The sequence below is a fragment of the Brevundimonas sp. NPDC092305 genome (assembly GCF_044755415.1).
GTDB lineage: Bacteria > Pseudomonadota > Alphaproteobacteria > Caulobacterales > Caulobacteraceae > Brevundimonas.
Genome location: NZ_JBIVQY010000002.1, coordinates 532,051 through 557,104 on the forward strand (window position 1 = coordinate 532,051; position 25,054 = coordinate 557,104).

General features: G+C 67.9%; 23 protein-coding genes. 12 read left to right on the forward strand and 11 right to left on the reverse strand.

Annotated features, from left to right (window positions below):
* Positions 1-80 precede the first annotated feature (80 nt).
* Entirely contained in the window at positions 81-473 is a 393-nt protein-coding gene (locus ACIQC9_RS13090; protein WP_400616598.1) for a hypothetical protein, read from the forward strand.
* A 3-nt stretch (positions 474-476) separates the two neighbouring features.
* Here ACIQC9_RS13090 and ACIQC9_RS13095 read toward each other — a convergent pair whose 3' ends face one another.
* From ACIQC9_RS13095 to ACIQC9_RS13105, 3 genes are read right to left on the reverse strand one after another with little or no spacing between them, the layout of a single operon-like run.
* Positions 477-1,061 (reverse strand): GNAT family N-acetyltransferase, encoded by a 585-nt coding sequence (locus ACIQC9_RS13095; protein ID WP_400616600.1) that lies wholly within the window; start codon positions 1,059-1,061, stop codon positions 477-479.
* A complete protein-coding gene (locus ACIQC9_RS13100; protein ID WP_400616603.1) occupies positions 1,058-1,990 on the reverse strand; it encodes a Gfo/Idh/MocA family protein in 933 nt (310 codons plus the stop codon). The genes ACIQC9_RS13095 and ACIQC9_RS13100 overlap by 4 nt, the downstream gene beginning before the upstream one ends.
* 5 nt (positions 1,991-1,995) lie before the next feature.
* The gene (locus ACIQC9_RS13105; protein WP_400616606.1) at positions 1,996-3,156 is read right to left on the reverse strand and encodes a DegT/DnrJ/EryC1/StrS family aminotransferase; all 1,161 of its coding nucleotides are present in this window, start codon (positions 3,154-3,156) and stop codon (positions 1,996-1,998) included.
* A 165-nt stretch (positions 3,157-3,321) separates the two neighbouring features.
* Between ACIQC9_RS13105 and ACIQC9_RS13110 the strand changes: the two genes are divergently transcribed.
* From ACIQC9_RS13110 to ACIQC9_RS13120, 3 genes are read left to right on the forward strand one after another with little or no spacing between them, the layout of a single operon-like run.
* The gene (locus ACIQC9_RS13110) at positions 3,322-3,837 is read left to right on the forward strand and encodes a D-glycero-alpha-D-manno-heptose-1,7-bisphosphate 7-phosphatase (protein ID WP_400616609.1); all 516 of its coding nucleotides are present in this window, start codon (positions 3,322-3,324) and stop codon (positions 3,835-3,837) included.
* Positions 3,838-3,879: 42 nt separating this feature from the next.
* Positions 3,880-4,755 carry an alpha/beta fold hydrolase gene (locus ACIQC9_RS13115; protein ID WP_400616612.1) on the forward strand — a complete coding sequence of 292 codons (876 nt, stop codon included), beginning with the start codon at positions 3,880-3,882 and terminating at the stop codon, positions 4,753-4,755.
* Position 4,756: 1 nt separating this feature from the next.
* Positions 4,757-5,059 carry a hypothetical protein gene (locus tag ACIQC9_RS13120; RefSeq protein ID WP_400616615.1) on the forward strand — a complete coding sequence of 101 codons (303 nt, stop codon included), beginning with the start codon at positions 4,757-4,759 and terminating at the stop codon, positions 5,057-5,059.
* Here ACIQC9_RS13120 and ACIQC9_RS13125 read toward each other — a convergent pair.
* Positions 5,056-7,095: an NAD(+) synthase gene (locus tag ACIQC9_RS13125; protein ID WP_400616617.1), complete on the reverse strand. Its 2,040-nt coding sequence runs from the start codon at positions 7,093-7,095 to the stop codon at positions 5,056-5,058. The genes ACIQC9_RS13120 and ACIQC9_RS13125 overlap by 4 nt on opposite strands.
* A gap of 99 nt (positions 7,096-7,194) precedes the next feature.
* On the opposite strand from ACIQC9_RS13125, the gene ftsY reads away from it, so the two are divergent.
* The 4 genes from ftsY to ACIQC9_RS13145 all read left to right on the forward strand — a co-directional run bounded on the left by ftsY (position 7,195) and on the right by ACIQC9_RS13145 (position 11,689).
* Complete coding sequence (gene ftsY / locus ACIQC9_RS13130) at positions 7,195-8,130, forward strand: signal recognition particle-docking protein FtsY (RefSeq protein WP_400616620.1); 936 nt, start codon at positions 7,195-7,197, stop codon at positions 8,128-8,130.
* A 2-nt stretch (positions 8,131-8,132) separates the two neighbouring features.
* Positions 8,133-8,753, forward strand: a complete 621-nt coding sequence (locus ACIQC9_RS13135; protein ID WP_400616623.1) for an inner membrane-spanning protein YciB — start codon at positions 8,133-8,135, stop codon at positions 8,751-8,753.
* Positions 8,754-8,858: 105 nt separating this feature from the next.
* A complete protein-coding gene (locus ACIQC9_RS13140; protein ID WP_400616626.1) occupies positions 8,859-10,343 on the forward strand; it encodes an amidohydrolase in 1,485 nt (494 codons plus the stop codon).
* Positions 10,343-11,689, forward strand: coding sequence for an amidohydrolase family protein (locus ACIQC9_RS13145; RefSeq protein ID WP_400616629.1), 1,347 nt, complete (start codon positions 10,343-10,345; stop codon positions 11,687-11,689). Before ACIQC9_RS13140 ends, ACIQC9_RS13145 begins: the two co-directional genes overlap by 1 nt.
* A 157-nt stretch (positions 11,690-11,846) precedes the next feature.
* Here the strand turns inward: ACIQC9_RS13145 and ACIQC9_RS13150 are convergent, their stop codons facing one another.
* The 5 genes from ACIQC9_RS13150 to ACIQC9_RS13170 all read right to left on the reverse strand — a co-directional run bounded on the left by ACIQC9_RS13150 (position 11,847) and on the right by ACIQC9_RS13170 (position 18,387).
* A complete protein-coding gene (locus tag ACIQC9_RS13150) occupies positions 11,847-12,917 on the reverse strand; it encodes a substrate-binding domain-containing protein (protein WP_400616632.1) in 1,071 nt (356 codons plus the stop codon).
* A gap of 65 nt (positions 12,918-12,982) precedes the next feature.
* Positions 12,983-14,380, reverse strand: a complete 1,398-nt coding sequence (gene lpdA, locus ACIQC9_RS13155) for a dihydrolipoyl dehydrogenase (protein ID WP_400616635.1) — start codon at positions 14,378-14,380, stop codon at positions 12,983-12,985.
* A 2-nt stretch (positions 14,381-14,382) separates the two neighbouring features.
* On the reverse strand, positions 14,383-16,008 hold the full coding sequence (locus ACIQC9_RS13160; protein ID WP_400616638.1) for a 2-oxo acid dehydrogenase subunit E2: 1,626 nt from the start codon (positions 16,006-16,008) through the stop codon (positions 14,383-14,385).
* Between the two features lies 1 nt (position 16,009).
* Positions 16,010-17,077: an alpha-ketoacid dehydrogenase subunit beta gene (locus ACIQC9_RS13165; protein ID WP_400617354.1), complete on the reverse strand. Its 1,068-nt coding sequence runs from the start codon at positions 17,075-17,077 to the stop codon at positions 16,010-16,012.
* A gap of 59 nt (positions 17,078-17,136) precedes the next feature.
* A complete protein-coding gene (locus ACIQC9_RS13170) occupies positions 17,137-18,387 on the reverse strand; it encodes a thiamine pyrophosphate-dependent enzyme (RefSeq protein ID WP_400616641.1) in 1,251 nt (416 codons plus the stop codon).
* A 148-nt stretch (positions 18,388-18,535) separates the two neighbouring features.
* On the opposite strand from ACIQC9_RS13170, the gene ACIQC9_RS13175 reads away from it, so the two are divergent.
* The 3 genes from ACIQC9_RS13175 to ACIQC9_RS13185 all read left to right on the forward strand — a co-directional run bounded on the left by ACIQC9_RS13175 (position 18,536) and on the right by ACIQC9_RS13185 (position 21,579).
* Complete coding sequence (locus ACIQC9_RS13175) at positions 18,536-19,024, forward strand: Lrp/AsnC family transcriptional regulator (protein WP_400616644.1); 489 nt, start codon at positions 18,536-18,538, stop codon at positions 19,022-19,024.
* 33 nt (positions 19,025-19,057) lie between these two features.
* Positions 19,058-20,005: a pirin family protein gene (locus ACIQC9_RS13180; protein ID WP_400616647.1), complete on the forward strand. Its 948-nt coding sequence runs from the start codon at positions 19,058-19,060 to the stop codon at positions 20,003-20,005.
* Positions 20,006-20,097: 92 nt separating this feature from the next.
* Positions 20,098-21,579: a S41 family peptidase gene (locus ACIQC9_RS13185; protein WP_400616650.1), complete on the forward strand. Its 1,482-nt coding sequence runs from the start codon at positions 20,098-20,100 to the stop codon at positions 21,577-21,579.
* Here ACIQC9_RS13185 and ACIQC9_RS13190 read toward each other — a convergent pair whose 3' ends face one another.
* Positions 21,580-22,953 (reverse strand): alpha/beta hydrolase family protein, encoded by a 1,374-nt coding sequence (locus ACIQC9_RS13190; RefSeq protein WP_400616653.1) that lies wholly within the window; start codon positions 22,951-22,953, stop codon positions 21,580-21,582.
* A gap of 134 nt (positions 22,954-23,087) precedes the next feature.
* On the opposite strand from ACIQC9_RS13190, the gene ACIQC9_RS13195 reads away from it, so the two are divergent.
* Complete coding sequence (locus tag ACIQC9_RS13195) at positions 23,088-24,074, forward strand: LLM class flavin-dependent oxidoreductase (RefSeq protein ID WP_400616656.1); 987 nt, start codon at positions 23,088-23,090, stop codon at positions 24,072-24,074.
* Here the strand turns inward: ACIQC9_RS13195 and ACIQC9_RS13200 are convergent.
* Positions 24,069-25,028, reverse strand: coding sequence for an alpha/beta fold hydrolase (locus tag ACIQC9_RS13200; protein WP_400616659.1), 960 nt, complete (start codon positions 25,026-25,028; stop codon positions 24,069-24,071). The genes ACIQC9_RS13195 and ACIQC9_RS13200 overlap by 6 nt on opposite strands.
* Positions 25,029-25,054 lie beyond the last annotated feature (26 nt).

Sequence of the window (25,054 nt, forward strand, 5' to 3'; positions counted from 1 at the left end):
CGCGGGCTGCAAAGCTTGGCGGTCAGTGGAGTAGCGTGATGTTTGGATGGAGCCAGCCCCTCGGCCGCCTCGGGTTCCTGTTGATCTGGGGATCCGCCATCCTGCTGGATCAGGCCCTCGGAAAGGTTGATCAGAGCGCGCCGGCGATATTCACTTCGGCGCCGGAAGACGCGACGGTAATGGTCGGCCTGACGCTCGCGGTCGCTGGCATCGTCAAAGGCATCCTGATCCCACTCATCGTCTTTGTATCGATCGCTCGCCGGCTGAAGGACGCGGGCATTACACGGTGGTTGACCCCTGTCTTTTTCGCGGCGCTGGGGTGCCTGCCGATCTTCATGACGGGCGTGATCCTCGGCTTGATGGAGGGGCCCGGATACCTTTCGGCGCTCGCCGTTCTCGTCTTGCTCAGCCTCACTCTCATGCTGGTTCCGGGTGACTCTTACCGGTCCCGCAGAGCCTCCGGGTTCGCCTGATCGTTAGTCGAAAGCCGCAAGCCTTTCGTCGAGCCGCGCCCGGATGTCGGGCCACTCTTCCGCGAGGATGGAGAAATAGACCGAGCTGCGCGTGCGGCCCGTCCATGTGATCTTGTCGTTGCGCAGCACGCCCTCGCGGACCGCGCCCAGCTTGCTCATCGCCGCCTGACTGCGAGCGTTGGCGGCGTCGACCTGAAAGGCGACGCGGGCCGCGCCGGCGTCGAAGGCATGCTGGAGCAGAAGGCGTTTGGCGGCCGGATTGACCACGCCGCCCCGCGCGTCCGGCCGATAGTAGGTCGTGCCGATCTCGACCGCGCGATCCTTGGGGCGGATGTCGATGAAGGTCGACAGGCCGACGACCTCGCCGTCCCGAACCACCGCAAACGGGATGCGCGACCCGGCCGCCTGTTGCTCGCGGATGGCGGTCCAGCCGCCGTCGAATTCCGCGCCGCCCAGCGAGTTGTAATAGAGGCTGGGCCACAGCTCCGGATCGGCGTCGCAGGCGGCGCGCAGCGGCTCGCGATGGCGATCCTCGAACGGCTCCAGACGGACGAAGCGGTTCTCCAGAACCGCCGCCTCCAGCCTCATTCGCCCAGACACCTGAGCGCGACTTCCAGATTGCGGAGGCCGTCCTCGCCGGTGACCGCGGGCGTCTCGCCCGTGCGGATGGCGTGGGCGAAGGCCTCCAGCTCCTTCTTAAGCGGCTCGTTCGGCCAGCTCATCACGCCGCGCGTGGAATAGCTGCCGTCGGGCTGCTGGCCGAAATACTCCGTGACCTGACGGGTCATCAGATCGGCGACGATGAACTTGCTCCTGGTCGCCACCTGCAGGGTGCGCGTCTTGTAGGGGGTCACCCAGTTGGTGGTGATGTGGGCGATGGTCCCGTTGGCCAACCGGAACTGCAGCAGCGCCGTATCCTCACGCTCGGCCTTGGTGCGGGCGAGCTGGGGCTGGACCTCGGTGATCTCCGAGTCCGTCAGATGGCGGATGATGTCGATATCGTGGACCGCCAGATCGATAACGACGCCCACTTCGCCCATGCGGGGTGGGAAGGGGCCGACGCGGGTGATCTGGATGGAGATGACCTCTTCGCCGGCGATGGCGCGCTTGACCGCCTCGACCGCCGGATTGAAGCGCTCGACCTGACCGACCATCAGCACCCGATTGTTCGCCTTCGCCGCATCGATGATGCGCTGGGCGTCGGCGACGGTCGCGGCGATCGGCTTTTCGACCAGCACGTGGACGCCGGCTTCCAGCAGGGCCACCGACAGGTCGGCATGGGTCCGGTTGGGCGTCGCCACCACGGCGGCGTCGAGACCCGCCGCGACGAAATCCTCGGCCGTCGTGACCGACTTCGCCTCATAGAGCGACGCCACGCCGTCGGCGACGGTCGCGTCCGGATCGAAGATGGCGGCCACGCTCACGTCGCGAATGTCGCTGAGCACGCGGGCGTGGTTGCGGCCCATCACGCCGGCGCCGGCGACGCCGATCTTGAGCGGGGCGAGGTTTGCGGTCATGCGGGTCAGCCCTTGAACGATGCGACGGCGGCGATGATGCGGTCCTGCGTCGCCTCGTCCAAGTCCGAGTGCATCGGCAGGCTGATCACCCGGTCCTTCAGCCGCTCGGTGACCGGCAGCCCCTGCGGTCCGCGGGGGTACATGTCATAGGCGGGCTGCAGATGCAGCGGGATCGGATAATAGACCGCCGTCGGCACGCCCTGCTCCTTCAGGTGGGCGGCCAGACCGTCCCGGTCGTCGTGCTCGATCGTGTACTGGGCCCAGTTGGAGATGTTTCCGGCGGGCACGTCGGGCACGGCGGCGACGTGGGGGCGAAGGCCCTCGTTGTAGCGGGCGGCGATGCGGTTGCGCCATTCGATCTCCTGACCGAAGACCTTCAGCTTCTCGATCAGGACGGCGGCCTGGATGGTGTCCAGACGGCTGTTCAGGCCGATGCGCATGTTCAGATATTTGGTCTCGTGCTCGAAGGTCCGGCCGACCAGATCACGCTCGACCGCCTTGCCGTGCACCCGGATGGAGTCGATCAGCTGGGCCAGATCGTCGTCATTGGTCAGCACCGCCCCGCCGTCGCCGTAGCAGCCCAGCGGCTTGGCCGGGAAGAAGCTGGTGGTCGTGATGTCGGCCCATTTCAGCGGATGCTCGCCGTCGATGGTGCAGCCGAACCCCTGCGCCGAATCCGAGATCAGCTTGAGGCCATGCTTGTCGCAGATCGCCTTGATGGCCGGATAGTCTGCGGGCTGGCCGAACAGGTCGACGGCGATGACCACGCGCGGCTTCAGCCGGCCTTCCTTCAGCGTCGCCTCGATAGCCGCCTCGAGATGGCCGGGGTCCATGTTGTAAGTCTTCTCGTCCACGTCGATGAAGACGGGCTCGGCGTCGAACCACGGCACGATCTCGGCGGTGGCGGCGAAGGTGAAGCTGGGCACGAAGACGGCGTCGCCACGCCCGATCCCCCACGCCATCAGCGGCAGGGCCAGGGCGTCGGTGCCGTTGGCGCAGCCCAGAGCGTGTTTCGCGCCGCCGAACGCCGCCAGATCGGCCTCGAACTGGCGCACCTGCGGGCCCATGACCCAGGCGCCGCCGACCACGGCGTCGGCCACGGCGGCCTCGATCCTGCCGCCCAGCCGAAGGCGTTGCGCCTGAAGGTCGATGAAGGGAATGGTCATCGGATGATCTCCGTTCGCGGGCCGGGCCACGCAGCAGGGCGCGGGAACAACGCCGCGCCGGGGTGGGGCGCTCCCTACCAAATGGATCGCTGTCGCGCCAAATCGTATGGAGTCACTTCCCGTGAGGGATTGCAACGGTTCGTGTCCGGGCCCTAATCCTCGCTTATGACCGAAGGCCGACCCGCCGCCTTCCTCGACCGCGACGGCGTGCTGATCGAGGACGTGGGCTATCCGCACCGCGAGGACCAGCTGCGCCTGATGCCCGGCGCGGTGGAGGCCGTGCGGCGGCTGAATGCTCTCGGCTATCTCTGCATCATCGTCACCAACCAGTCGGGCGTGGCGCGGGGCTATTTCACCGAAGAGCGGATGCACGCCTTCAACGCCCTGCTGGTCGAACGGCTGACGGAGGCGGGCGCGCGGATCGAGGCGGTCTACGCCTGTCCGTTTCACGCTGATGCGGTGATCGACGAGTATCGCCATCCCGACCATCCCGATCGCAAGCCGAACCCCGGCATGCTCCTCAGGGCCATCGCCGACCACGGGATCGATCCGGCACGAAGCCTGATGATCGGTGACCAGCCGTCCGATACGGAGGCGGCGCGACGCGCGGGCGTGAGGGGCTATCTGTTCGATGGCGACGATCTGGACGCCTTGGTGCGCAGACTTCCCCTCGAAACCTGACCGACGGTGTCATTTCCCGCGGCGATGAATTATCTTTCCGGTATGACGCAAGCCTATGTCGACCGCCGCTGGACCTCCTCTGACGGGCTCAGCCTGTACGCCCGCGACTACGCCGCCGCGCCGGGCGAGGCGAAGCTGCCGGTCATCGCCATCCACGGCCTGACGCGCAATGCGGCCGACTTCGAGCATATCGCCCCCCTGATCGCAGAGAGCGGCCGCCGCGTGCTGGCCATCGACGTGCGGGGGCGCGGGCGCTCCGATCCGGCGCCGGATCCGATGACCTACCAGCCCGCCGTCTATGCGCAGGATGTGCTGGCCCTGATGAGCCAGGCGGGGATCGAGCGGGCGGTGTTTCTGGGCACCTCCATGGGCGGGCTGATCACCATGGCGCTGGCCGCCATCCGCTCGAAGGTCATCGCCGCCGCAATCATCAATGACGTCGGACCTGAAGTCTCGCCAGTGGGACTGGGCCGCATCGCCGCCTATTCCGGCCAGCCGGTCGAGACGCCGGACTGGGCCGCGGCCGCCGCCTATGCGCGCCGGATCAATGAGATCGCCTTCCCGCACTACAGCGACGCCGACTGGGACGCCTTCGCCCGCCGAGTCTTCCGTGAGGACGAGACCGGATCGCCGGTGCTGAACTACGACCCCGACATCTCCGTGCCGATCCGGGCGGCGGGGGCCAAGGCGCTGGTTCCGAACCTGTGGCCGATGTTCACCCGGCTTACGCGGGGCCGGCCCGTGCTGCTGGTGCGGGGCCAGACCTCCGACCTGCTCAGCGAGGAGATCGCGGCGAAGATGCGCAAGCGGGCGCCGAAGATGGACTTCGTCGAGGTCCCCGGCGTCGGCCACGCCCCCATGCTGGACGAGCCCGAAGCCAAGGCGGCGATATTCCCGTTCCTGGCGGAGCTGCCCTGACATGGCGGGCGCGGCATGGGCGGCGCTAGGTCTGGACGTGATCCTGACCTTGATCCTGCTGCTCTACCTTGATCTGCGGCTTCACGCCCTGAAGCAAAGCGGCGACCTTCCGGCATCCACCCCGCAGCTTTTCGGATTTGGCGGCAACGTTCTGGGGGCCGGGCAGACGATCGATTTGCTGGAGCTGTACTCGCGACGCTACCGTGAGATCGACACGCATACGCGCCGCTTCGTGCCTGTTGTACGGGTTTCTCTTCCCCTGATTCCGGTGCTGCTCGGCCTTGCCGTTCTGGCCTCGGCCTAGGGCACGTTCGCGTCGAGCTCGTCCAGCCAGACCCGCGCCGTGCCGTCTGACGGCGCGCGCCAGTCGCCGCGCGGGGACAGCGAGCCGCCGGTGACCACCTTCGGCCCGTTCGGCAGGGCGGAGCGCTTGAACTGGCTGGTCTGGAAGAAGCGGATCAGGAATTTGCGCAGCCAGTGTTTGATGGTCGCGAGGTCGTAGGTGATCTTCTCGTCGTCCGGCGTGCCGGCGGGCCAGTGGCCGCGCGAAGCGTCCTTCCAGGCCTGATGCGCCAGGTACGCCACCTTGGACGGCTTCAGGCCGAAGCGGGTGATGTAGAACAGGAAGAAGTCGTTCAGCGCATAGGGGCCGACAGTCGCCTCGGTCGACTGGATTTGCCCGTCCTTCGCCGGGACCAGTTCGGGTGAGATCTCGGTGTCGAGGATGGCGTGCAGGACGTCGGCCGTGGCGCCCTCGTGCTGTTTCGTCGCCACCCAGCGGATCAGGTGGCGGATCAGCGTCTTCGCCACCCCGCCGTTGACGTTGTAGTGGCTCATGTGGTCGCCGACGCCATAGGTGGCCCAGCCGAGCGCCAGCTCCGACAGGTCGCCGGTGCCCAGCACCATTCCGCCGTTCTGGTTGGCCAGCCGGAACAGATAGTCGGTGCGCAGTCCGGCCTGCACGTTCTCGAAGGTGATGTCGTGGACCGGCTGGCCATCAGAGTACGGATGGCCAATGTCCTTCAGCATCCGCTCGGCTGCCGGGCGGATGTCGATCTCCCCGCCGGTGATCCCCAGTGCATTCATCAGACGCCACGCGTTGGACTTTGTGCCCTCCGACGTCGCGAAGCCGGGCATGGTGTAGCCGAGGATGCCGGTCCGGGGCAGGCCCAGCCGGTCGAAGGCGCGGCAGGCGACCAGCAGGGCCTGCGTCGAGTCCAGCCCGCCCGAGACGCCGATGACGATCGTCCTGCCGTTCGTCGCCTTCAGGCGCCGCATCAGCCCCTGCACCTGAATATTGAAGGCCTCGTAGCAGTCCTGATCCAGCCGGGCAGGATCGTCCGGGACGAAGGGGAAGCGGTCGAGGGGGCGGATCAGATCGGAGTCGGCGGGCGCGGCCTCTGAGAAGCTGATGGTCTCGTAGCGCGAACCCTGAAGCTCGCGCCCGGCGCAGTCGGCGAAGGTGCCGGTTCGCAGGCGCTCCATGCCGATCCGTTCGACATCGATGTCCGCGATCGTCAGCGTCGGCTCCAGCGAGAACCGTTCGTTGTCCGCCAGCCGGGCGCCGAGCTCGTAGATGGTCGACTGGCCGTCCCAGGCGAGGTCGGTCGTCGACTCGCCCCAGCCCGAGGCCGTGAAGACATAGGCCGCCATGGCGCGCGCCGACTGGCTGGCGCAAAGCACCGCCCGGTCGTCGGCCTTGCCGATAAGAACGTTGGAGGCCGACAGGTTCAGCAGGATGCGAGCTCCGGCCAGCGCCTGACGCGTCGAGGGCGGCAGGGGCGCCCAATAGTCCTCGCAGATTTCCACCCCGAAGACGAAGCCGGGTCGGTCGGCTGCCGCGAACAGCAGGTTGGCTCCCAGTTCGACCGGCTGCCCTGCAATTCCGAAGTCCTCGAAGATCGCCTCGACGTCGCCGCCCGAGGCGAACCAACGCTTCTCATAGTACTCGCGATAGTTCGGCAGATAGGTCTTTGGCACGACGCCGAGGATGCGGCCGTTTCCGGCGACGACCGCGCAGTTGTACAGCCGGTCGCCCGCCATGACGGGCGCGCCGAATACGGCGACGGGACCGCCTCCGGTCGCCTCGGCCACCCGGGCGGTCTGCCGCTCGACCTCTCCGAGCAGTGCGTCCTGCAGCAGCAGGTCGTCGATGGCGTAACCGCTGAGGCTCAGCTCAGGAAAGACGATCAGGTCCACGCCCTGCGCGCCCGCCTGCGCGATCAGCACCAGATGCTCATCGGCATTGGCGACCGGATCGGCGGTGTGCACCACCGGAGTCGCGGCGGCGACGCGGACGAAGCCGTGGGCAGCCGGCGCGTGGAACGAGGTCTGGGCCAAGGTGCGATCCCTGCAGGTCTTTTGCTCATATAGAGGCAAAGGCGAAGCTTCGCCACGATTGCCCGTGACCTGCAAACGTCCGCCCGCTAAAGCGGGTCCATGAACGATACGCCGAAAAAAGGCTGGTTCTCGCGCCTTACCGAAGGCCTGAGCCGCTCTTCGAAGCAGATGACCGAACAGGTCGTCGCGACCTTCGTGAAGGAGCCGCTCAGCGAGGCGGCGCTGGAGGGGCTGGAAGAGCATCTGCTGGAAAGCGATCTGGGGCCGGCCGCGACCGACCGGATCGTCGCGCGCTTCCGCGATCTGCGCTTCGGCGCGGGCGCCAATGAACACGAGGTGAAGGAAGCCCTTGCCGAGGCCGTCACCGCCGAGCTGATCAACCATCAGGCCCGATATGAACCGCTGTCAGGGCCGAAGCCCTTTGTGACCCTGTTCGTGGGCGTCAACGGCTCGGGCAAGACGACGACGCTGGGCAAGATCGCCGCCGATCTGACGGGGCAGGGCGCCAGGGTCATGATCGTGGCTTGCGACACCTTCCGCGCCGCCGCCCGCGAACAGCTGAAAGTGTGGGCCGAGCGCGCCGGCGCGACGTTCGAGAGCCGTCGCGACGGCGCCGACCCCGCCGGACTGGCCTTCGACGCCTATACCCGGGCGCGGGAGGAGGGCTTCGATGTCGTGCTGATCGACACCGCCGGCCGGCTTCAGAACAAGTCGGCCCTGATGGACGAACTCTTGAAGATCGTCCGGGTGCTGAAAAAGATCGACGCGGACGCCCCGCACGAGACCCTGCTGGTTCTCGACGCCACCGTGGGCCGCAATGCGCTGGAACAGGAGAAGATCTTCGGCCGCACCGCCTATGTCTCCGGCGTGGTCATGACCAAGCTGGACGGCACCGCGCGCGGCGGGGTGCTGGTGCCCGTCGCACAGGCGTCCGACGCCCCGATCAAGCTGATCGGCGTGGGTGAGGGGATCGAGGATCTGCAACCGTTCGACGCCCGTGCGTTTTCCCGCTCTCTGGTGGGGCTGGAGGACTGATCATGGCCGAGGCCTCGAAACGCAACTCAAACATCCGGCAGGCCGTCGACTTCGGCGCGCTGGTCGCCTTCATGGCCGCCTATGCGGTGAACCGCTTTGCGCGCGGTCTGGACGGACAGGAAGCGCTGGTTCAGGCGACCTGGGTGCTGGTGGGCGCGTCGGCTCTGGCGCTGATCGTCGGCTACATCGTCGAGAAGCGTCTGGCCCCGCTGCCGCTGCTGACCGGCGGCTTCGCCCTGATCTTCGGCGTGCTGACGCTGGTCTTCCATGACCCGACCCTGCTGAAGATCAAACTGACCATCCAGAACGGTCTGCTGGCCATCGTCCTGCTGGGCTCGCTGCCGCTCGGGAAGTATCCGTTCAAATATCTGCTCGGCGACGCGATCAGGATCACGGACGAGGGCTGGCGCGGGCTGACCCTGCGCTACGGCCTGTATTTCGCGGCGGTGGCGATCATCAACGAGATCGTCTGGCGCACCCAATCCGATGATACGTGGGTGGCCTTCCGGGGCGGCCTCTGGATCGCTTCGGCGGCGTTCGGCATCTGGCAGGTGTTCTTCATCATGAAGCACCTGATCAAGGACGAGGAGGCCGAGCCCGTCTCGCCCGACACCGGCCTCTGAGGCCAACCTGAACGATCTGTAATGAATCGGGCTTTGACGCGGCGGCGCGTTGGCTTTTGTAATCCGCCCCGACCTGCGCCTTAGGGCGCATCAGGGGAGCCCCATATGAGACGTTCCGCCCCGCGAGGCCTGAGCCTCGTCGCCCTGGCCTGTACGGCCCTGTTGGCCGCCTGCGCCACCACCGGTCAGGACTCCCCTCCGTCGGCGGACGGATCGTCATCCGACGAGGATGCGAACGTCCTGCCGACCGGGCTGGACTACGCCGCCAACCCCGACCCGTACCCCTCGACCTATCGCGGCCTGCCGCGTGAGAACTTCGCCATCGTCGGCGGTACGGTCTACGACGGCGCCGGACGCCGGTTCGAGAACGGCGTGGTCATCGTGACGGACGGCAAGGTCGCTTCGGTCGGCGACGCCTCGACGGCGGTTCCGGCCGGCTATCGCACCGTCAACGCACAGGGCCGCTACGTGACCCCGGGCGTCATCGACGTGCACTCGCACCTCGGCGTCTATCCCTCGCCGGGCGTGACCGGCATGAGCGACGGCAATGAGGCGACCAGCCCGAACACCGCACAGGTCTGGGCCGAGCACAGCCTGTGGCCGCAAGACCCCGGCTTCAACACCGCCCGCGCCGGCGGGGTGACGACCCTCCAGATCCTGCCCGGCTCGGCCAACCTGTTCGGCGGCCGTGGCGTGACCGTGCGCAACATTCCGTCGGTGACCATGCAGGGCATGAAGATGCCCGGCGCGCCTTATGGCCTGAAGATGGCCTGCGGCGAGAACCCGTCGCGGGTCTACGGCGGCCGCAACCAGAGCCCGGCCACGGGCATGGGCAATATGGCCGGCTATCGCGCGGCCTTCATCGCGGCCCGCGACTACAAGGACAAATGGGACAAGTGGCGCGAGACCGGCGAGGGCACGCCGCCCACGCGCAACCTGCAGAACGAGACCCTGGCCGGGGTGCTGGACGGCACGATCCTGATCCAGAACCACTGCTATCGCGCCGACGAGATGGCGATGATGATCGATCTGTCGAAGGAGTTCGGCTACCGCATCACCGCCTTCCACCACGCGATCGAGGCCTACAAGCTGGCCCCGCAACTGGCCCGTGAAGGCATCTGCGCCGACATGTGGACCGGTTGGTGGGGCTTCAAGATGGAGGCTCTGGACGCGGTCGAGGCCAACGCCGCCCTCGTCGATGCGCCCGAAGGCTCCTGCGCCGTCATCCACTCCGACGACGCGGAACTGACCCAGCGCCTCAATCAGGAAGCCGCCGCCGCGGTCGCCGCCGGTCGTCGCATCGGAATGAACATCTCGGAAGAGCATGCGATCAGATGGATCACACTGAACCCGGCCCGATCGCTCGGCATCGCCGACCAGACCGGCTCGCTGGAAGCCGGCAAGCGCGCAGACGTCGTGATCTGGAGCGCCAGCCCGTTCAGCGTCTACGCCCGCGCCGATCAGGTCTTCATCGACGGCGGCCTGGCCTTCGACCGCATGAACCCGGCCTATCAGCCCGTCTCCGATTTCGAACTCGGCCAGCCCGGCTTCGGACTCTCCGCCGCCAACGTTCCGCAGGGAGCCCGCTGATGCGCCTCAAGAGCCTCATCCTCGGCGCCGCCCTTGCGGCGCTCGCACTTCCCGCCGCCGCGCAGGAGCTGACTGCGATCACGGGCGGCAAGATCCTGACTGGTACCTCCGTGATCGAGAACGGCACCGTCGTGATCCAGAACGGCCGTGTCGTCGCGGTCGGGGTCATGGCGCCGCCTGCCACCGCCCGCATCATCGACGCGACCGGAAAGGTAGTGTCGCCCGGCTTCGTCGCTGTCGACAGCGGACTGGGCGCGTCCGAGATTTCGTCCGTGGGCGGATCGGACGACCTGAGGAACAGCGCCAACTCGATCAGCGCCTCGTTCGACGTCAGCTATGGGCTGGATCCGTGGTCCTTCACCCTGCCGGTGGCGCGTCTGGGCGGCATCACGCGCGCCGTCGTCGTCCCGGCCCATCCGGGCGGCGGAGGCGGCGGTCACGCCCATGACGACTCCGACTTCGCCGGCGTCTCTGACGGCTTCCAGTCGCCCAGCCTGTTCGCCGGGCAGGCCGCCATCATCCATCTGGCCCAGGGCAACGACATACTCGTAAAGCCGCGCGTGGCCATGGTAGCGCCGTTCGGCGAGGCCGGAGCGGGCGTGGCCGGCGGCGCGCGCGGGGCCGAGTTCGTCCAGTTCAAGGAAACGCTCGCCGAGGTTCGCCTCTATGCCCGCAACAAGGCCGCCTATGACCGGGCCGGCCTGCGCGACCTCAGCCTGTCACGGGCCGATCTGGAAGCGCTGATCCCGGTGGCCAACGGCGAGATGCCCCTGATCGTCACCGTGCGCCGCGCGGCCGATATCCAGCAGGTCCTGCGTCTGGCGCGTGAAGAGGGGGTGAAGATTATCCTCGATGGCGTCGAGGAGGGCTGGCTGGTCGCCGACCAGATCGCGGCCGCCAATGTCGCCGTGCTGCTGAATCCCATCTCCAACCTGCCGGGCAATCTCGAAACCCGGGCGGCGCGGATGGAGAACGCCGCGGCGCTTCAGGCGGCGGGCGTGACCATCGCCATCAAGGGGAACGAGGGCTCGATCCACCGCGCCCGCGAGACCCGCTATAACGCCGGCAACGCCGTATCCCACGGCCTGCCCTATGCGGCGGCGATCGAGGCGATCACGGTCAATCCGGCGAAGATCTTCGGCATGGCCGGTCAGGTCGGCGAACTGCGCCCCGGCGCGGCCGCTGACGTGGTCGTCTGGTCGGGCGATCCACTGGAGCCGCTGTCGATCGCCGAACACATCTGGATCAACGGTCAGGAACAGGCCCCGACCAGCCGCCAGTTCCTGCTGCGAGACCGCTACAAGGACGGCGGCGAAGGGGCGATGCCGCCAGCCTATACGCGGTGATATGGAACTCTCCCTCCCCCGCCGGGGGAGGGTGTCGGCGCGGAGCGACGACGGGTGGGGGCGGCTCGGCGAAACAGCGCGGCTGCCTTGCTGAGCCCTCCCCACCCGGTCGCTGCGCGACCACCCTCCCCGAACGGGGAGGGAGAACGCTTCTCGCCTACTTCGTCGGCGCGGCCATCACGGTCAGCGCCTGCGCCACGGCGCGCTGGGCCGCCAGCTCCGTCTCCGGCAGCGGCACCAGACCCCGGTCCTGCAGATAGCCGCCACGGCCGGCGGCGGCCTCGCTCATGAACTCCATCACGAACTGCTCCAGCCCCGGCGTCACGCCGACGTGCTGCTTCTTGACGTAGATGTAGAGGCTGCGGGCCAGCGGGTAAGAACCATCAGCGATGGTGTCGGCCGAGGGAGCCACGCCGTTGATCGTCTCCGGCTTCACCGTGTCGAGGTTCTGCTCGAGGAACGAGAAGCCGAACACGCCCAGCGAGCCCGGCGTGCGGGTCAGGGTCTGGACGATGGCGTTGTCGTTCTCGCCCGAGTCGATCCACAGCTGGTCCTCGCGCAGGGTGTGCGCCAGCGTTTCGAAGCGGTCGCCGTCGTCGTCCTTGATCGTCTTCAGGGCGGGGATCAGGGCGGCGCCCGGCGCCATACCCAGTTCGAGGAAGGCGTCGCGCGTGCCCGAGGTGGGCGGCGGGCCATAGACCTGAATGCGCTGGTTCGGCAGGGCGGGGTTGATCTGGTTCCAGGTCGTGGCCGGGTTGGCGACCATCTGGCCGTTCGCGCCGGGGACCTCCTTGGCCAGACCCATGTAGAGGTCCTGCAGGCGGAAGTTGAAGCTGTTGCCGCTGCGGGCCGTGGCGATGACGATCCCGTCGAAGCCGATCTTGATCTCGACGATCTCGGTGACGCCGTTCTTCTGACACAGCTCGTACTCCGACTTTTTCATCGGACGCGAGGCGTTGGCGACGTCGGGGGTCGAGGGCCCGACGCCTTGGCAGAAGGCTTGAATGCCGCCGCCGGTGCCCAGCGATTCCACGCGGGGCGACGCGCCGCCGGACGTGCGCTGGAAGTTCTCGGCCACCCGGTTGGCGAACGGGAAGACGGTCGAGGAGCCGGCGGCCCAGATGCCCGCACGGGGACCTTGAGAACTGCCGCCCGCCCCGCCGTCGCCACAGGCGCCCAGAGCGAGAAGGGCCGCGCTCGAAACGGCGGCGAGCAGGATGCGGGTCATCGTCAGTCTCCGGACAGCGTGAGGTGGCCCGCTTAGACCAGAGGATTGTGACGGTTGGGCGAAACTCAGATGTGGATCGCGTGGCCCAGCGCGCGCAGCGACGCCTCGTGGAAGGCCTCGCCCAGCGTCGGGTGCACGTGGATGACGCCGGCGACGTCTTCCAGCACCGCGCCCATCTCCAGCATCTGGGCGAAGCTGTTGGACATTTCCGACACATGCTGGCCGACCGCCTGCACGCCCAGCAGCCGGTGGTCGGTCTTCGAGGCGATCACCCGCACGAAGCCGCCGTCCTCGCCCGCCTCTATCGCCAGCGCGCGGCCGATGGCCATCAGCGGGAAGACGGACTGGATCACGTCGTCGCGGCCCTCGACGTCCTGCGGACCGAGGCCGGCGGAGACGATCTCCGGCTCGGTGAAGCAGACGGCGGCGATGGTGACGGGATCGAACCGCCTGTCGTGGCCGGCGATGATCTCGGCGACGACCTCGCCCTGCGCGCTGCCCTTGTGGGCCAGCATGGGTTCGCCGGTCAGGTCGCCGACGGCCCAGACGTTGCGCATACTGGTGGCGCAGCGATCGTCGATCTTCACAAACGGCCCGGCCATGGCCACGCCCATGTTCTCCAGACCCCAGCCCTGCGTCCGCGGCTTGCGGCCGACGGTGACCAGCACCTTGTCGGCCTTGAGCTGGATGGTTTGACCATCCTTCGTCGTGACGTTGAGGGCGCCCTTTTCGAACGACCCCGCCTTCGCGCCCAGATGCAGTTCGACGCCGTGCTTCTCCAGCCACTTGGCGACCGGATCGGTCAGGGCCTTGTCGTAGAGCGGGAGCAGGCGGTCGGCCATTTCGACGATAGCGACGTCGGCGCCGAGTTTGCGGAAGGCGATCCCCAGCTCCAGCCCGATATAGCCGCCGCCGACGACGACCAGCTTCTTCGGGACCTCAGCCAGCGACAGGGCCTCGGTGGAGGAGATGACGTCGCCGCCGAATTTCAGGAACGGCAGTTCGACCGGGTCCGAGCCGGTGGCCAGAATGACGTGTTCGGCGGTGATGGTGATGTCGCCGTCGTCCGTCTTGACCGTGCAGGTCTTGGCGTCCGCGAACGTCGCCCAGCCCTTGATGACCTTCACCTTGGCCTTCTTCAGCAGGGCCGCCACGCCGGCGTTCAGCTTTTTGACGATGCCGTCTTTCCACGCGACCGTCTGCGACAGGTCGATGGCCGGCTTGGCGACCGTGATCCCCAGCGTGCCGCCGTTCGCGGCCTTGGACACCGTCTCGAACTTGCCCGCCGCATGGATGATGGCCTTGGACGGAATGCAGCCGACGTTCAGGCAGGTCCCGCCCAGCCCGTCGCCGCCGTCGACGAGGATGGTGTCCAGCCCCAGCTGGCCGCAACGGATGCCGGCGACATAGCCGCCGGTGCCGGCGCCGATGATCAGGACTTTGGTCTTGAGGGTCTGGGTCATGCTCACATCCACAACGTCGCCGGATGCTCCAGCAGGCCCTTGATGCGCTGCACGAAGACCGCCGCATCATGCCCATCGACGATGCGGTGATCGAAGCTGGAGGACAGGTTCATCATCTTGCGCACGACCATCTGGCCGTCCTTCACCACGACCCGCTCCTGGATCTTGTTGGGGCCGACGATGGCGACTTCGGGGTGGTTGATGATGGGGGTGTGGGTGATGCCGCCCAGCGTGCCCAGCGAGGTGATGGTGATGGTGGAGCCCGAAAGCTCCTCACGCTTGGCCGAACCGTCCTTGGCCGCGCCTGAGACGCGGGCGATTTCCAAGGCCGTGTCATATGGATCGCGCGCTTCAGCGTGACGGACGACAGGCACCATCAGGCCGTTCGGCGTCTGGGCGGCGATGCCCAGATGGACCGGGGCATGCTGGGTCAGGACGCCGGCCTCGTCGTCATAGGTAGCGTTGATCTGCGGCTGGTCGCGCAGGGCGACGACGATGGCGCGGGCGATGAAGGGCAGGACGTTCAGCTTGGGCTGGTCCTTGGCCTTGGTCGCGTTCAGGTGCGCACGCAGCTCTTCCAGCGCGGTGACGTCGATCTCTTCCACATAGGTGATGTGCGGAATGCGCCGGACGCTCTCGGCCATCTTCTCCGCGATCTTGCGGCGCAGGCCAATGATGCGGACCTCGGTCGTTCCCTCGGCTTTCGCATAGGTCGAACCGGTCGATCCTCCGGACACGGACGATCCGCGACCGCCCGAGGCGACGAAGGCGTCCAGATCGGCGTGTTCGATGCGGCCAACGGGGCCGGAGCCGGGGACGAACTGCAGCTCGACGCCCAGATCGCGGGCGCGGTTGCGCACGGCCGGCGAGGCCAGCGGGCGCTGGTTGCGATCGGACAGGGCGCGGGGCTTGCTGTCGGCGGCGACCGGAGCGGCGGGCTTCGGCGCCGGGACCTTGGCGGCGACGGGGGCCGGAGCGGCCTCGGTCTTCAGAGCGGGGGCGGGGGCTGCGGCCACATTGCCCGGACCCTCGACCTTGAAGCTGACCAGCGGCCCGCCGACGGGGACCTGCTGTCCGGCCTCGCCATGGATGGCGACGACCACGCCTGCGACGGGCGAGGTGATCTCGACGGTCGCCTTGTCGGTCATGATGTCGGCGAGGATCTGGTCCTCCGACACGCTGTCGCCGACCTTGACGTGCCAGCCGACCAGTTCGGCCTCGGCCGTGCCTTCGCCGACGTCGGGCAGTTTGAAGACGTAGTTTGCGCCGGACGCCGGCTGTGCGGCCGGGGTCGGGGCGGGCGCGACGGCCTTCGGAGCCTCGACCGGCGCCGGAGCGGCTTCGACCTTCGGAGCCGGGGCGGGCTCGTCCGCCGCATTGCCTGCGCCCTCGACCTCGAACTCCACCAGCGGACCGCGTACCGGGACCATCTGGCCGGGTTCGCCATGGATGGCGGTGACCTTGCCGGACACAGGCGCGGTGATCTCCACCGTCGCCTTGTCGGTCATGACGTCGGCCACGATCTGGTCCTCGGCGACCACGTCGCCGACCTTCACGTGCCAGCCGACCAGTTCGGCCTCGGCGGTGCCTTCGCCCACGTCGGGCAGTTTGAAGACGAAACGACCCATCTCAGCGACCCCCGCTCATGACGGCCTTCAGCGCCGCGGCGACCCGCTCGGGGCCGGGGAAATATTCCCACTCGAAGGCGTGCGGATAGGGGGTGTCCCAGCCGGTCACCCGCGCGATCGGCGCCTCGAGGTGGTAGAAGCAGCGCTCCTGAACCAGTGCCGACAGCTCCGCTCCGTACCCGGACGTTTTCGGGGCTTCGTGCACGACGACGCAGCGGCCGGTTTTCTTCACGCTGGCCTCGATCGTCTCGATATCCAGCGGCACCAGCGTGCGCAGGTCGATCACCTCGGCGTCGACGCCCGCGTGTTCGGCGCCCGCAAGCGACACCCAGACCATGGTCCCATAGGCCAGAATGGTGACGTCGGAGCCCTCGCGCATGACCCGCGCCTTGCCGATCGGCTCGACGTATTTGCCGGTCGGGACCTGCGCCAGTTCCTGCGCCTTCCACGGGCTGACCGGCTTCTCGTGCCAGCCGTCGAAGGGGCCGTTGTACAGGCGTTTGGGCTCGAAGAAGACGACCGGATCGTCGTCCTCGATCGCCGCGGTCAGCAGGCCCTTGGCGTCATACGGGTTGGACGGAATGACGACCTTCAGGCCGGCGATGTGGGTGAACAGGCTCTCGGGGCTCTGGCTGTGGGTCTGACCGCCGAAGATGCCGCCGCCGTAGGGGCTGCGGATGGTGATCGGCGAGGTGAACTGCCCGCCCGAGCGATACCGCAGCTTGGCCGCCTCCGAGACGATCTGGTCATAGGCCGGATAGATGTAGTCGGCGAACTGGATCTCCACGACGGGACGCAGGCCGTAGGCGCCCATGCCGATGGCGGCGGCGACGATGCCGCACTCGCTGATCGGGGCGTCGAAGCTGCGGGTCAGGCCATGCTTCTTCTGCAGGTGGTCGGTGACCCGGAAGACGCCGCCGAAATAGCCGGCGTCCTCGCCGAACGAGAGGACGCTGGAGTCCTCAGACATCTTGACGTCCAGCGCCGAGTTGAGCGCCTGGATCATGTTCATCGGCTGAACGCCGCCGGTCGGGGCCTCCGACTTCGGCGCATTGTTCTGATCGACCATGTCCGGCTCGACGCCGTCGCGGCGGTCGGCTTCGGTGAAGGTGGTTTGCTCAGTCATGATCAGACCCCCACCTCGCGGCGCTGTTCGACCAGACGCCAGTCCTCGGTCGCATAGACTTCCTCGAACATCGTCTTCACGCTGGGACGCGACTGGCCAAGGGTGCCGATGGCCTCGGATTCCTTGCCGGCCGCGCGAACCTGTTCGACGGCGTCCTTCTCGGCCTCTTCCTGCTGCGCGTCCGACCATTCGCCGAGCGCGATCAGGTGCTGCTTCAGCCGGTCAACCGGGTCGCCCAGCGGCCATTTCTCATGCTCGTCGCCCGGCCGGTAGCGGCTCGGGTCGTCCGAGGTCGAATGCGGCGCGCCGCGATAGGTGAACAGCTCGATCACCGTCGCGCCCTGATTGGTCCGCGCCCGCTCCTCCGCCCACTGGGTCGCGGCCCAGACGGCGAGGAAGTCGTTGCCGTCGACGCGCAGCGCCGGCAGGCCGTAGCCGATGGCCTTGGACGCGAAGGTCGTCTCCAGACCGCCCGCGATGCCCATGAAGGACGAGATGGCCCACTGGTTGTTGACGACGTTCAGGATCACCGGGGCGCGATAGACGGCGGCGAAGGTCAGGGCGTTGTGGAAGTCGCCCTCCGCCGTGGCGCCGTCCCCGATCCAGCTGATGGCGATCTTGTCGTCGCCCTTGTAGGCGCTGGCCATGGCCCAGCCGACGGCCTGCGGCACCTGCGTCCCCAGATTGCCGCTGATGGTGAAGAAGCCATACTCCTTCGACGAGTACATGATCGGCAGCTGGCGCCCTTTGATCGGGTCGCTCGCGTTCGAATAGATCTGGTTCATCATATCGACGAGCGGATAGCCGCGCGCGATCAGCAGGCCCTGCTGGCGATAGGTCGGGAAGCCCATGTCCTCGCGGTTCAGGATCATGCCCTGGGCTACCGCGATGGCCTCTTCGCCGGTGCACTTCATGTAGAAGCTGGTCTTGCCCTGGCGGTGGGCGCGGTGCATCCGGTCATCGAAGGCGCGGGTCAGGATCATGGCCTTCAGACCCTTGCGCAGGGTCTCCGGGTCCAGCCGTGGGTTCCACGGCCCGACCGCCTTGCCGTCGTCGTCCAGCACCCGCACCAGCCGGAAGGCGTGGTCGCGCATGTCGAACGGCGCGGTCGACACCTCGGGCCGCTCGACGGCGCCCGCCGGATCCAGCTTCAGATGGCTGAAATCGGTGGGATCGCCCGGCCGCCCCGAGGGTTCGGGCACGCGCAGCGAAAGGGCCAAAGAATTCTGGGCCTGCGTATTGGGCTTCTTCATTCCGTCCTGCCGTTCGGTTGATCCGACCGCGTTTCCTCAGAATGGCCGTCTAGCACGAACGGTCAAGCGAAGGCTCGCTCGATTTTCACCTTGCACTCTGCCAATCAGGGGTATTTTATTGCGCGATAATAAGAGCGGGAGAAACGCATTGGCCGACGAACTCGATCCCATCGACGCGCGGATTCTGGACATCCTGCAGCAGGACGCGGGCCTGTCGGTGGCCGAGGTGGCCGAGCGCGTGGGCCTGTCGGCCTCGCCCTGCTGGCGCCGGATCAAGCGTCTGGAGGACACCGGGCTGATCCTCCGCCGCGTCACCATTCTGGACGCGGTCAAGCTGGGGCTGGACTTCGAGGTCTACGCCATCGTCAAGCTGAATCTGCCGTCGACCGAGAATCTGAACGCCTTCGAGGCCGCCGTCGCCAACTGGGCCGAGGTCGTCCAGTGCGCCACCATCACCGGCCGCGAGGACTATGTGCTGCGTATCGTCACGTCCGACATGCACGCCTTCGACAAGTTCCTGCGCGAGAAACTGCTGGCGCTGGGCATCGTCTCGGACTGCGAAAGCCACATCGTCACCCGCGGCGTGAAGAATGTGACCGCCCTGCCTCTTGGCATAGTGACGCCTCACGTCGGATAGTCCGTCCCGGCCGTTCAGCCGGAGGGATACGACATGATCGAGATGGTGATCGACGCGCGCCGCAAGGACCTTGGCGGGTTCGAGGTCGGGCGGGTGCTGCCGTTCCATTCGCGCCGCATGGTCGGCCCCTTCATCTTTCTGGACCAGATGGGCCCCGCCGAGTTCGCGCCGGGATCCGAGGCCATCAATGTGCGCCCGCACCCGCACATCGGCCTGTCGACCCTGACCTATCTGTTCGAGGGCGAGATCATGCACCGGGACAACACCGGCGCGACCCAGGCCATCCGCCCCGGCGAGGTCAACTGGATGACCGCCGGCAAGGGCATCGTCCATTCCGAGCGCACCGATCCGCTGAAGAAGAGCCGCGGCGGCCCCATGCACGGCATGCAGGCCTGGATCGCCCTGCCCGAAGAGGCGGAAGAGATCGATCCTGCGTTCTGGCACCACGCCGAGGACGACCAGCCGACCTATGACAACAACGGCCTGTTCGCGCGTCTGGTGGCGGGCGAAGCCTACGGCGCCAGTGCGGCGGTCAAGACCTCCTCGCCCCTGTTCTACGTCCACTGGGAACTGGCCGAGGGCGTCAGGACCGCGCCGCCGCCCGGCAAGGGCTTTGTCGGCTCCGGCGGCTATTCCGAACGCGCCCTCTATGTGGCCAAGGGTGAGATCGAGGTCGGCGACCGCGTCTTCCACGAAGGCCAGATGATCGTTCTGGACCCCAACGCCGAACCGACGGTGAAGGCGTTGCGCCCCTCGACCGTCATGGCGCTGGGCGGCGAGCCGGTCGGCCCGCGCATTATCTGGTGGAACTTCGTCCACTCGAAACAGGAGCGCATCGATCAGGCCAAGGCCGACTGGAAGGCCGGCCGCATGTCCCTGCCGACCGAGGACGACATCGAGTTCATCCCCCTGCCGGACGTGCCCTCGACGCCAGAACCCGCCCCCGCCCCGGTCAAGCCGGAGCCGACACATCCGGTCTGAACGCGCGCTTCGTCGATGTCCCGTCGCATTACGATCGACAGGCGTGCCTTCCGCGATAGAGCACGGCGTCGAATCCGACCGCCGGAGCTCTCATGCGCCTCACCTTCGCCGCTGTCCTGATGCTTGCGGCCGCAACGCCTGTTGCGGCTCAAATTCCACCTGAGCCAACCCCCTTCAATGCCGAAGGCTGGGTCGCCGATCTTCAGCAGACGCGCGAGGCGATGGCGTCGCATTACGCTAACCTCCAGTGGGCGGCGACCGAACGCGAAGCGCCGCTGGGCCAGCTGTTTCAGGTCGGCGAGCAACGTCTGCGCGCGGCCCGCAGCGACGCCGAGGCGCGCGAGGTCTTTGACCGTCTGGAACAGTACCTCGGCGATGGCCACGTCGACTTCGTCTGGGCGCCGGCGCCCTCGGGTGGAGCCGGTCAGGGCGGGGCCGACGAACGCCCGCCATGCGATGTTCTCGGCTATCGCGCAGACGGTCGGGACGGCTCGGCCATCGCCACGCGCCTGCCCGGCTATCAGCCTCTCGAGGGGGAGAGCGGCTTCCCGGCCGGGATCGTCGAGATCGACGGCCGCAAGCTCGGAGTGATCCGCATCGCCCAGCTGTCGCCTCGCGCCCACCCGGCCGCCTGCGCCGCCGCCTTCGCCGCCATGAGCCGACCGGCGGACCAGCCTTGCGATGAGGACTGTCTGGAAACCCTGCGCGCGCTCGCGACGGACAACGTCACTGACGACGTCTCCGCCCGGCTGCGCGCGCTGCGAGATGCGGGCGCAGAGACGCTGCTGGTGGATCTGGCCGGCAATGGCGGAGGCACCGAATGGGTCGAGGTCGTGGCCCGCGTCGTCACCCCCGTACGGCTCCGATCCGAGCGCGTCGGCTTTCCCCGCCACCCTCACTGGGTCGAGAACTTCGCAGGGGACGAGCAGCGCCTGACCGACGCCGCTCGCGGCCAGCCCCGCGCAGACCGCGCCCGCCTCGAGGGCTACCGCGCCGTCTTCACCCAGGCTCGTCAGGAGGCCGCGACGCCGTGCGACCCGACGCCTCTGTTCGCGGGCCGGCCGCTCGAGTGCGAGTGGCTGACGACCGCCCCGCTCTACAGCACCGGCCCGGTGGCCGAACTGGACCCAAGCTTGATCGGAAAGCCTTGGGCGGCCGAGGTCTTCACGCCGCTGCGGTATCGGTTCGAGCCCGGTGTCTGGACGGGTCCGCTCATGGTTATGGTGGACGGCGCCACGGCTTCGGCCAGTGAGGAATTCGCCGCCGTCCTGCAAGACAACCGTGCGGCTGTGATCGTCGGCGCGCCCACCCGCGGCGCCGGCTGCGGCCACGCCAACGGTGAGATCGAGACGGTGCTGAACCACAGCGGCGCCCGTCTGCGCCTGCCCAACTGCGCCCGTCTTCGCGAGGATGGGACCAATGAGGTGTCAGGCATCGACCCGGACATCCTGATCGGCTTCCGCAGCAACGACGGAAACCAGCGCCGTATCCATCGGCTGATGGCCGCACTGCCTGCTGCGATTTACAGCGCTGAAAAGCAGGCCGCCGCCCGTCCCGGACCGGCCGCTCCCTGATCAGCGGGCCGTCGTCTTCACCACCCAGTCCACGACGGTGGAGATGACCGATGGATCGAGCGTGGTTTCGATCTGGCCATATTCAGTCATCAGACCGGTCGTCGCCGGCTGGAACAGGTGGTTGAGGCCGGGCAGGACCACGACGTCTGCGTCCGGCCGATACTGACGCATCAGGGGCGCGTTCTGGCTGGCCGGGACCTGCAGGTCTTTCTCGCCATAGACGGCGAGCAGGGGGATGCGCAGCGTGCGAAGCGACTCCGCAGGGTCGTGGGCGATATAGCCGCGGTACCAGGCGTTCGACATCTGGGCGCCGGTCCGGGCGGCGGCGTCGGGCGTCGCCCCGTTTTCGAGGGCGATGGCGGTCACCTCGCGGCGTACGGCCTCGCCATCGTCTGCATTGGCGACCACGGCGGCCATGAAGCGGCGCTGCAGGCGGTTGCCTTCCTCCACGACCTCTGGCGCCGCGCCGGCGGCGGTCGTGAACCGTCGCTGCTGCTCCTGAATGATCTCTGCGCCCGAGGCGGCAGGTCCGGCCAGCATGACCATCCACGCCGGATCGGCGCCCTGCTGCACGGCGATGGGGGCGAAGACGCCGCCCTCGCTGTGGCCGATCATGCCGATGCGCGCCGGGTCGACCTCTGGCCGGGTCTTCAGCCAGTCGAACGCCGCCTTGGCGTCGGAAGCGAAATCGACGCCGGTCGCCGCCGCGAAATCCCCTGTCGATCCCGCCACGCCCCGGTCGTCATAGCGCAGGACCGCGATCCCGCGTCGGGTCAGCGCGTCGGCCCAGACGGCGAACGGCTTGTGGTCCAGAATGGTCTCGTCGCGATCCTGGGGTCCGGTGCCGGTGATCAGGACGGCGGCCGGGAAGGGGCCCTCGCCCGCCGGCAAGGTCAGGGTGGCGCCCAGCCGCACGCCCGGTGCCGCGGGATTGTCGATCGTCACGTCCTCGCTGCGATAGGGGAAGGGCGGCTTCGGCGTTTGTGGGCGGCTGACGACCTCGACGGTCGCGGCGGAATGGGCAAGGACCAGCGGCAGGGTGACGCCGCCTTGCGACAGGACGCCGGTCAGGGTCTTGCCGTCCTCCGATCGCGTCCCTTCGAACCGGCCGCCGATCGCGGGCACGAGGAAGCGCACGACGCCGCCCTCGACCGTCGGTCCCTGCACGGGAATGCCGCGCGCGCCCTGATCCGGGCTGTCCATCACCGTCTGGCCTGTGTCGTCGACGCGGAACACGACCCGCAGCGACTGCCCCCCGAATGCGATCCGTCCCTCCCAGTGACCTGTCAGGTCCGCGGGCGTCTGCGCACTGTCGGGGTTGGAAACGGCGCAGACGGCTGCGAGGACGCTTGCGGAGATGAAGAGGTTCGACATGACCATTCCCTTGGACGCACGGTGTGTACGAGGGCACTACGTGGTGATTGATCCGTGAGCCAAGACTGCCCGTCGAGTCTTCATCGCACGTGACGCCCATTGAATGGTCGGCCCGACACCCGATCTAGGCTGGCATGACCGCCTTCTCAGTGCTCGACCTCTCCCCCGTGGTGGAAGGCGGCGACATCCGCCGCGCCCTGCAGGAAACCACCCGCTACGCCCAGGCCGCCGACCGGCTCGGCTTCAACCGCTTCTGGCTGGCGGAACATCACAACATGCCCGGCATCGCCTCGGCCGCCACCGCTGTGGTGATCGGGCAGGTGGCGGGGGCGACGGAACGCATCCGAGTGGGCTCCGGCGGGGTTATGCTGCCCAACCACGCGCCCATGGTAATCGCCGAGCAGTTCGGCACGCTGGAGGCGCTGTACCCCGGCCGGATCGATCTCGGCCTCGGCCGCGCGCCCGGCACGGACGGCGCCACCGCCCGCGCCCTGCGTCGATATTTCGAGGCGGCGGACCAGTTTCCGCGCGACGTGATGGAGCTTCAGGCCTTCCTCGGCGCACCGGTCGAAGGCCAGCAGGTCACCGCCTGGCCCGGCGCGGGCTCGAACGTGCCGATCTGGCTTCTGGGCTCCAGCCTGTTCAGCGCCGAACTGGCCGCCCATCTGGGCCTGCCCTTCGCCTTCGCCAGCCATTTCGCACCCGAGCTGCTGCTGCAGGCGTTGCAGACCTATCGCGCCGGGTTCCGGCCGTCGAAGACGCTGGACCGCCCCTATGCGATGGCGGCGATGAACGTCTTGGCGGCCGACACAGATGAAGAGGCGCGCCACATCTCCACCTCGATGCAGCAGGCCTTCGCCGCCGTGGTTTCGGGCACGCCCGGCAAGCTGAAGCCGCCGGTGGATGATGTGACTCGCGTGCTGACGCCGCAGCAGATCGCGGCGGTCGAAAGCCGGCTGACCTATGCGGCAATCGGGGGCGTGGACGCCGTCCGCGCCGGCCTGTCCGACTTCATCGCCCGCACGCAGGTGGATGAGGTCATGGTCACCGGCATGATCTTCGACGCCGACGCCCGCGTGCGCAGCCTTGAGGTCACGGCTGAGGCGATGGCCGGGTTATAGGGACCGCAGAAAGTCGATCAGCAGCCGGTTCACCTCGTCCGGCCGCTCCTGCTGAAGCCAGTGGCCGGCGCCGGGGATGACCTGCTGCACCCGCAGATCGGTCACCCAGTCCTTCAATCCCGCTTCCGCCGGCCCGGCGTAATGCCGCACGGGATCGCGCTCGCCGACAATAAAACCGGCAGGAACCTCGATCCGCCTGTCCTGCAGCCAGGCCGTCTCCGCCCAGTTGCGGTCGAGGTTGCGGTACCAGTCCAGCGGAGCCTTGAACCCGGCCGCGGCGAAGGCGTCGACGTACTCCCGGAAATGCGGCTCGGTCAGCCACGGCGGCAGGATCGCATCGTCCGCGATAGACCCCATCAGATCGACGCCCTCGGGAAAAAAGCCCGTCGACTGCCGCCCGTCCGGCGTCGCGCCGTCATAGGCATGGAACATCTTGCGCAGCGCCTGTTCCGGATCGGCGTCCATCGGCTCGTGGGCGTCGGGCGCCTGAAACCGGCTGATGTAGAGATCGCCCCGGCCGCGCCGTTTCGAGATCGCCGCCATCGCCGCGGTGGGCGGTCCCTGCACCCGTCGCGGGTGGAACGGCACCGACAGGGCGAAGACCGCGCGGAACAGATCTGGCCGCGTCAGGGCGCAATGCCATGCGACCGGCGCGCCCCAGTCGTGGCCGACCACGACGCACGATGTCTCCCCCAGCGCCCGGACCAGATCGACCATGTCGCCCACCAGCGCCATCAGCCCGTAGGCCGCGGTCTCGGTCGGCTTCTCCGTCCCGCCATAGCCGCGCATGTCCGGCGCCACCGCGCGATACCCGGCCGCCGCCAGCGCCCCGACCTGCGCGCGCCAGCTGATCGCCAGCTCTGGAAAGCCGTGGATCAACAGCACCAGCGGGCCGCTGCCGGCCTCGAGGATGGTCTGGGTGATGCCGTCGGTCTTTATAAGCCGGGTCTGCATCCGGCCACACCATCACCCCGACGCGG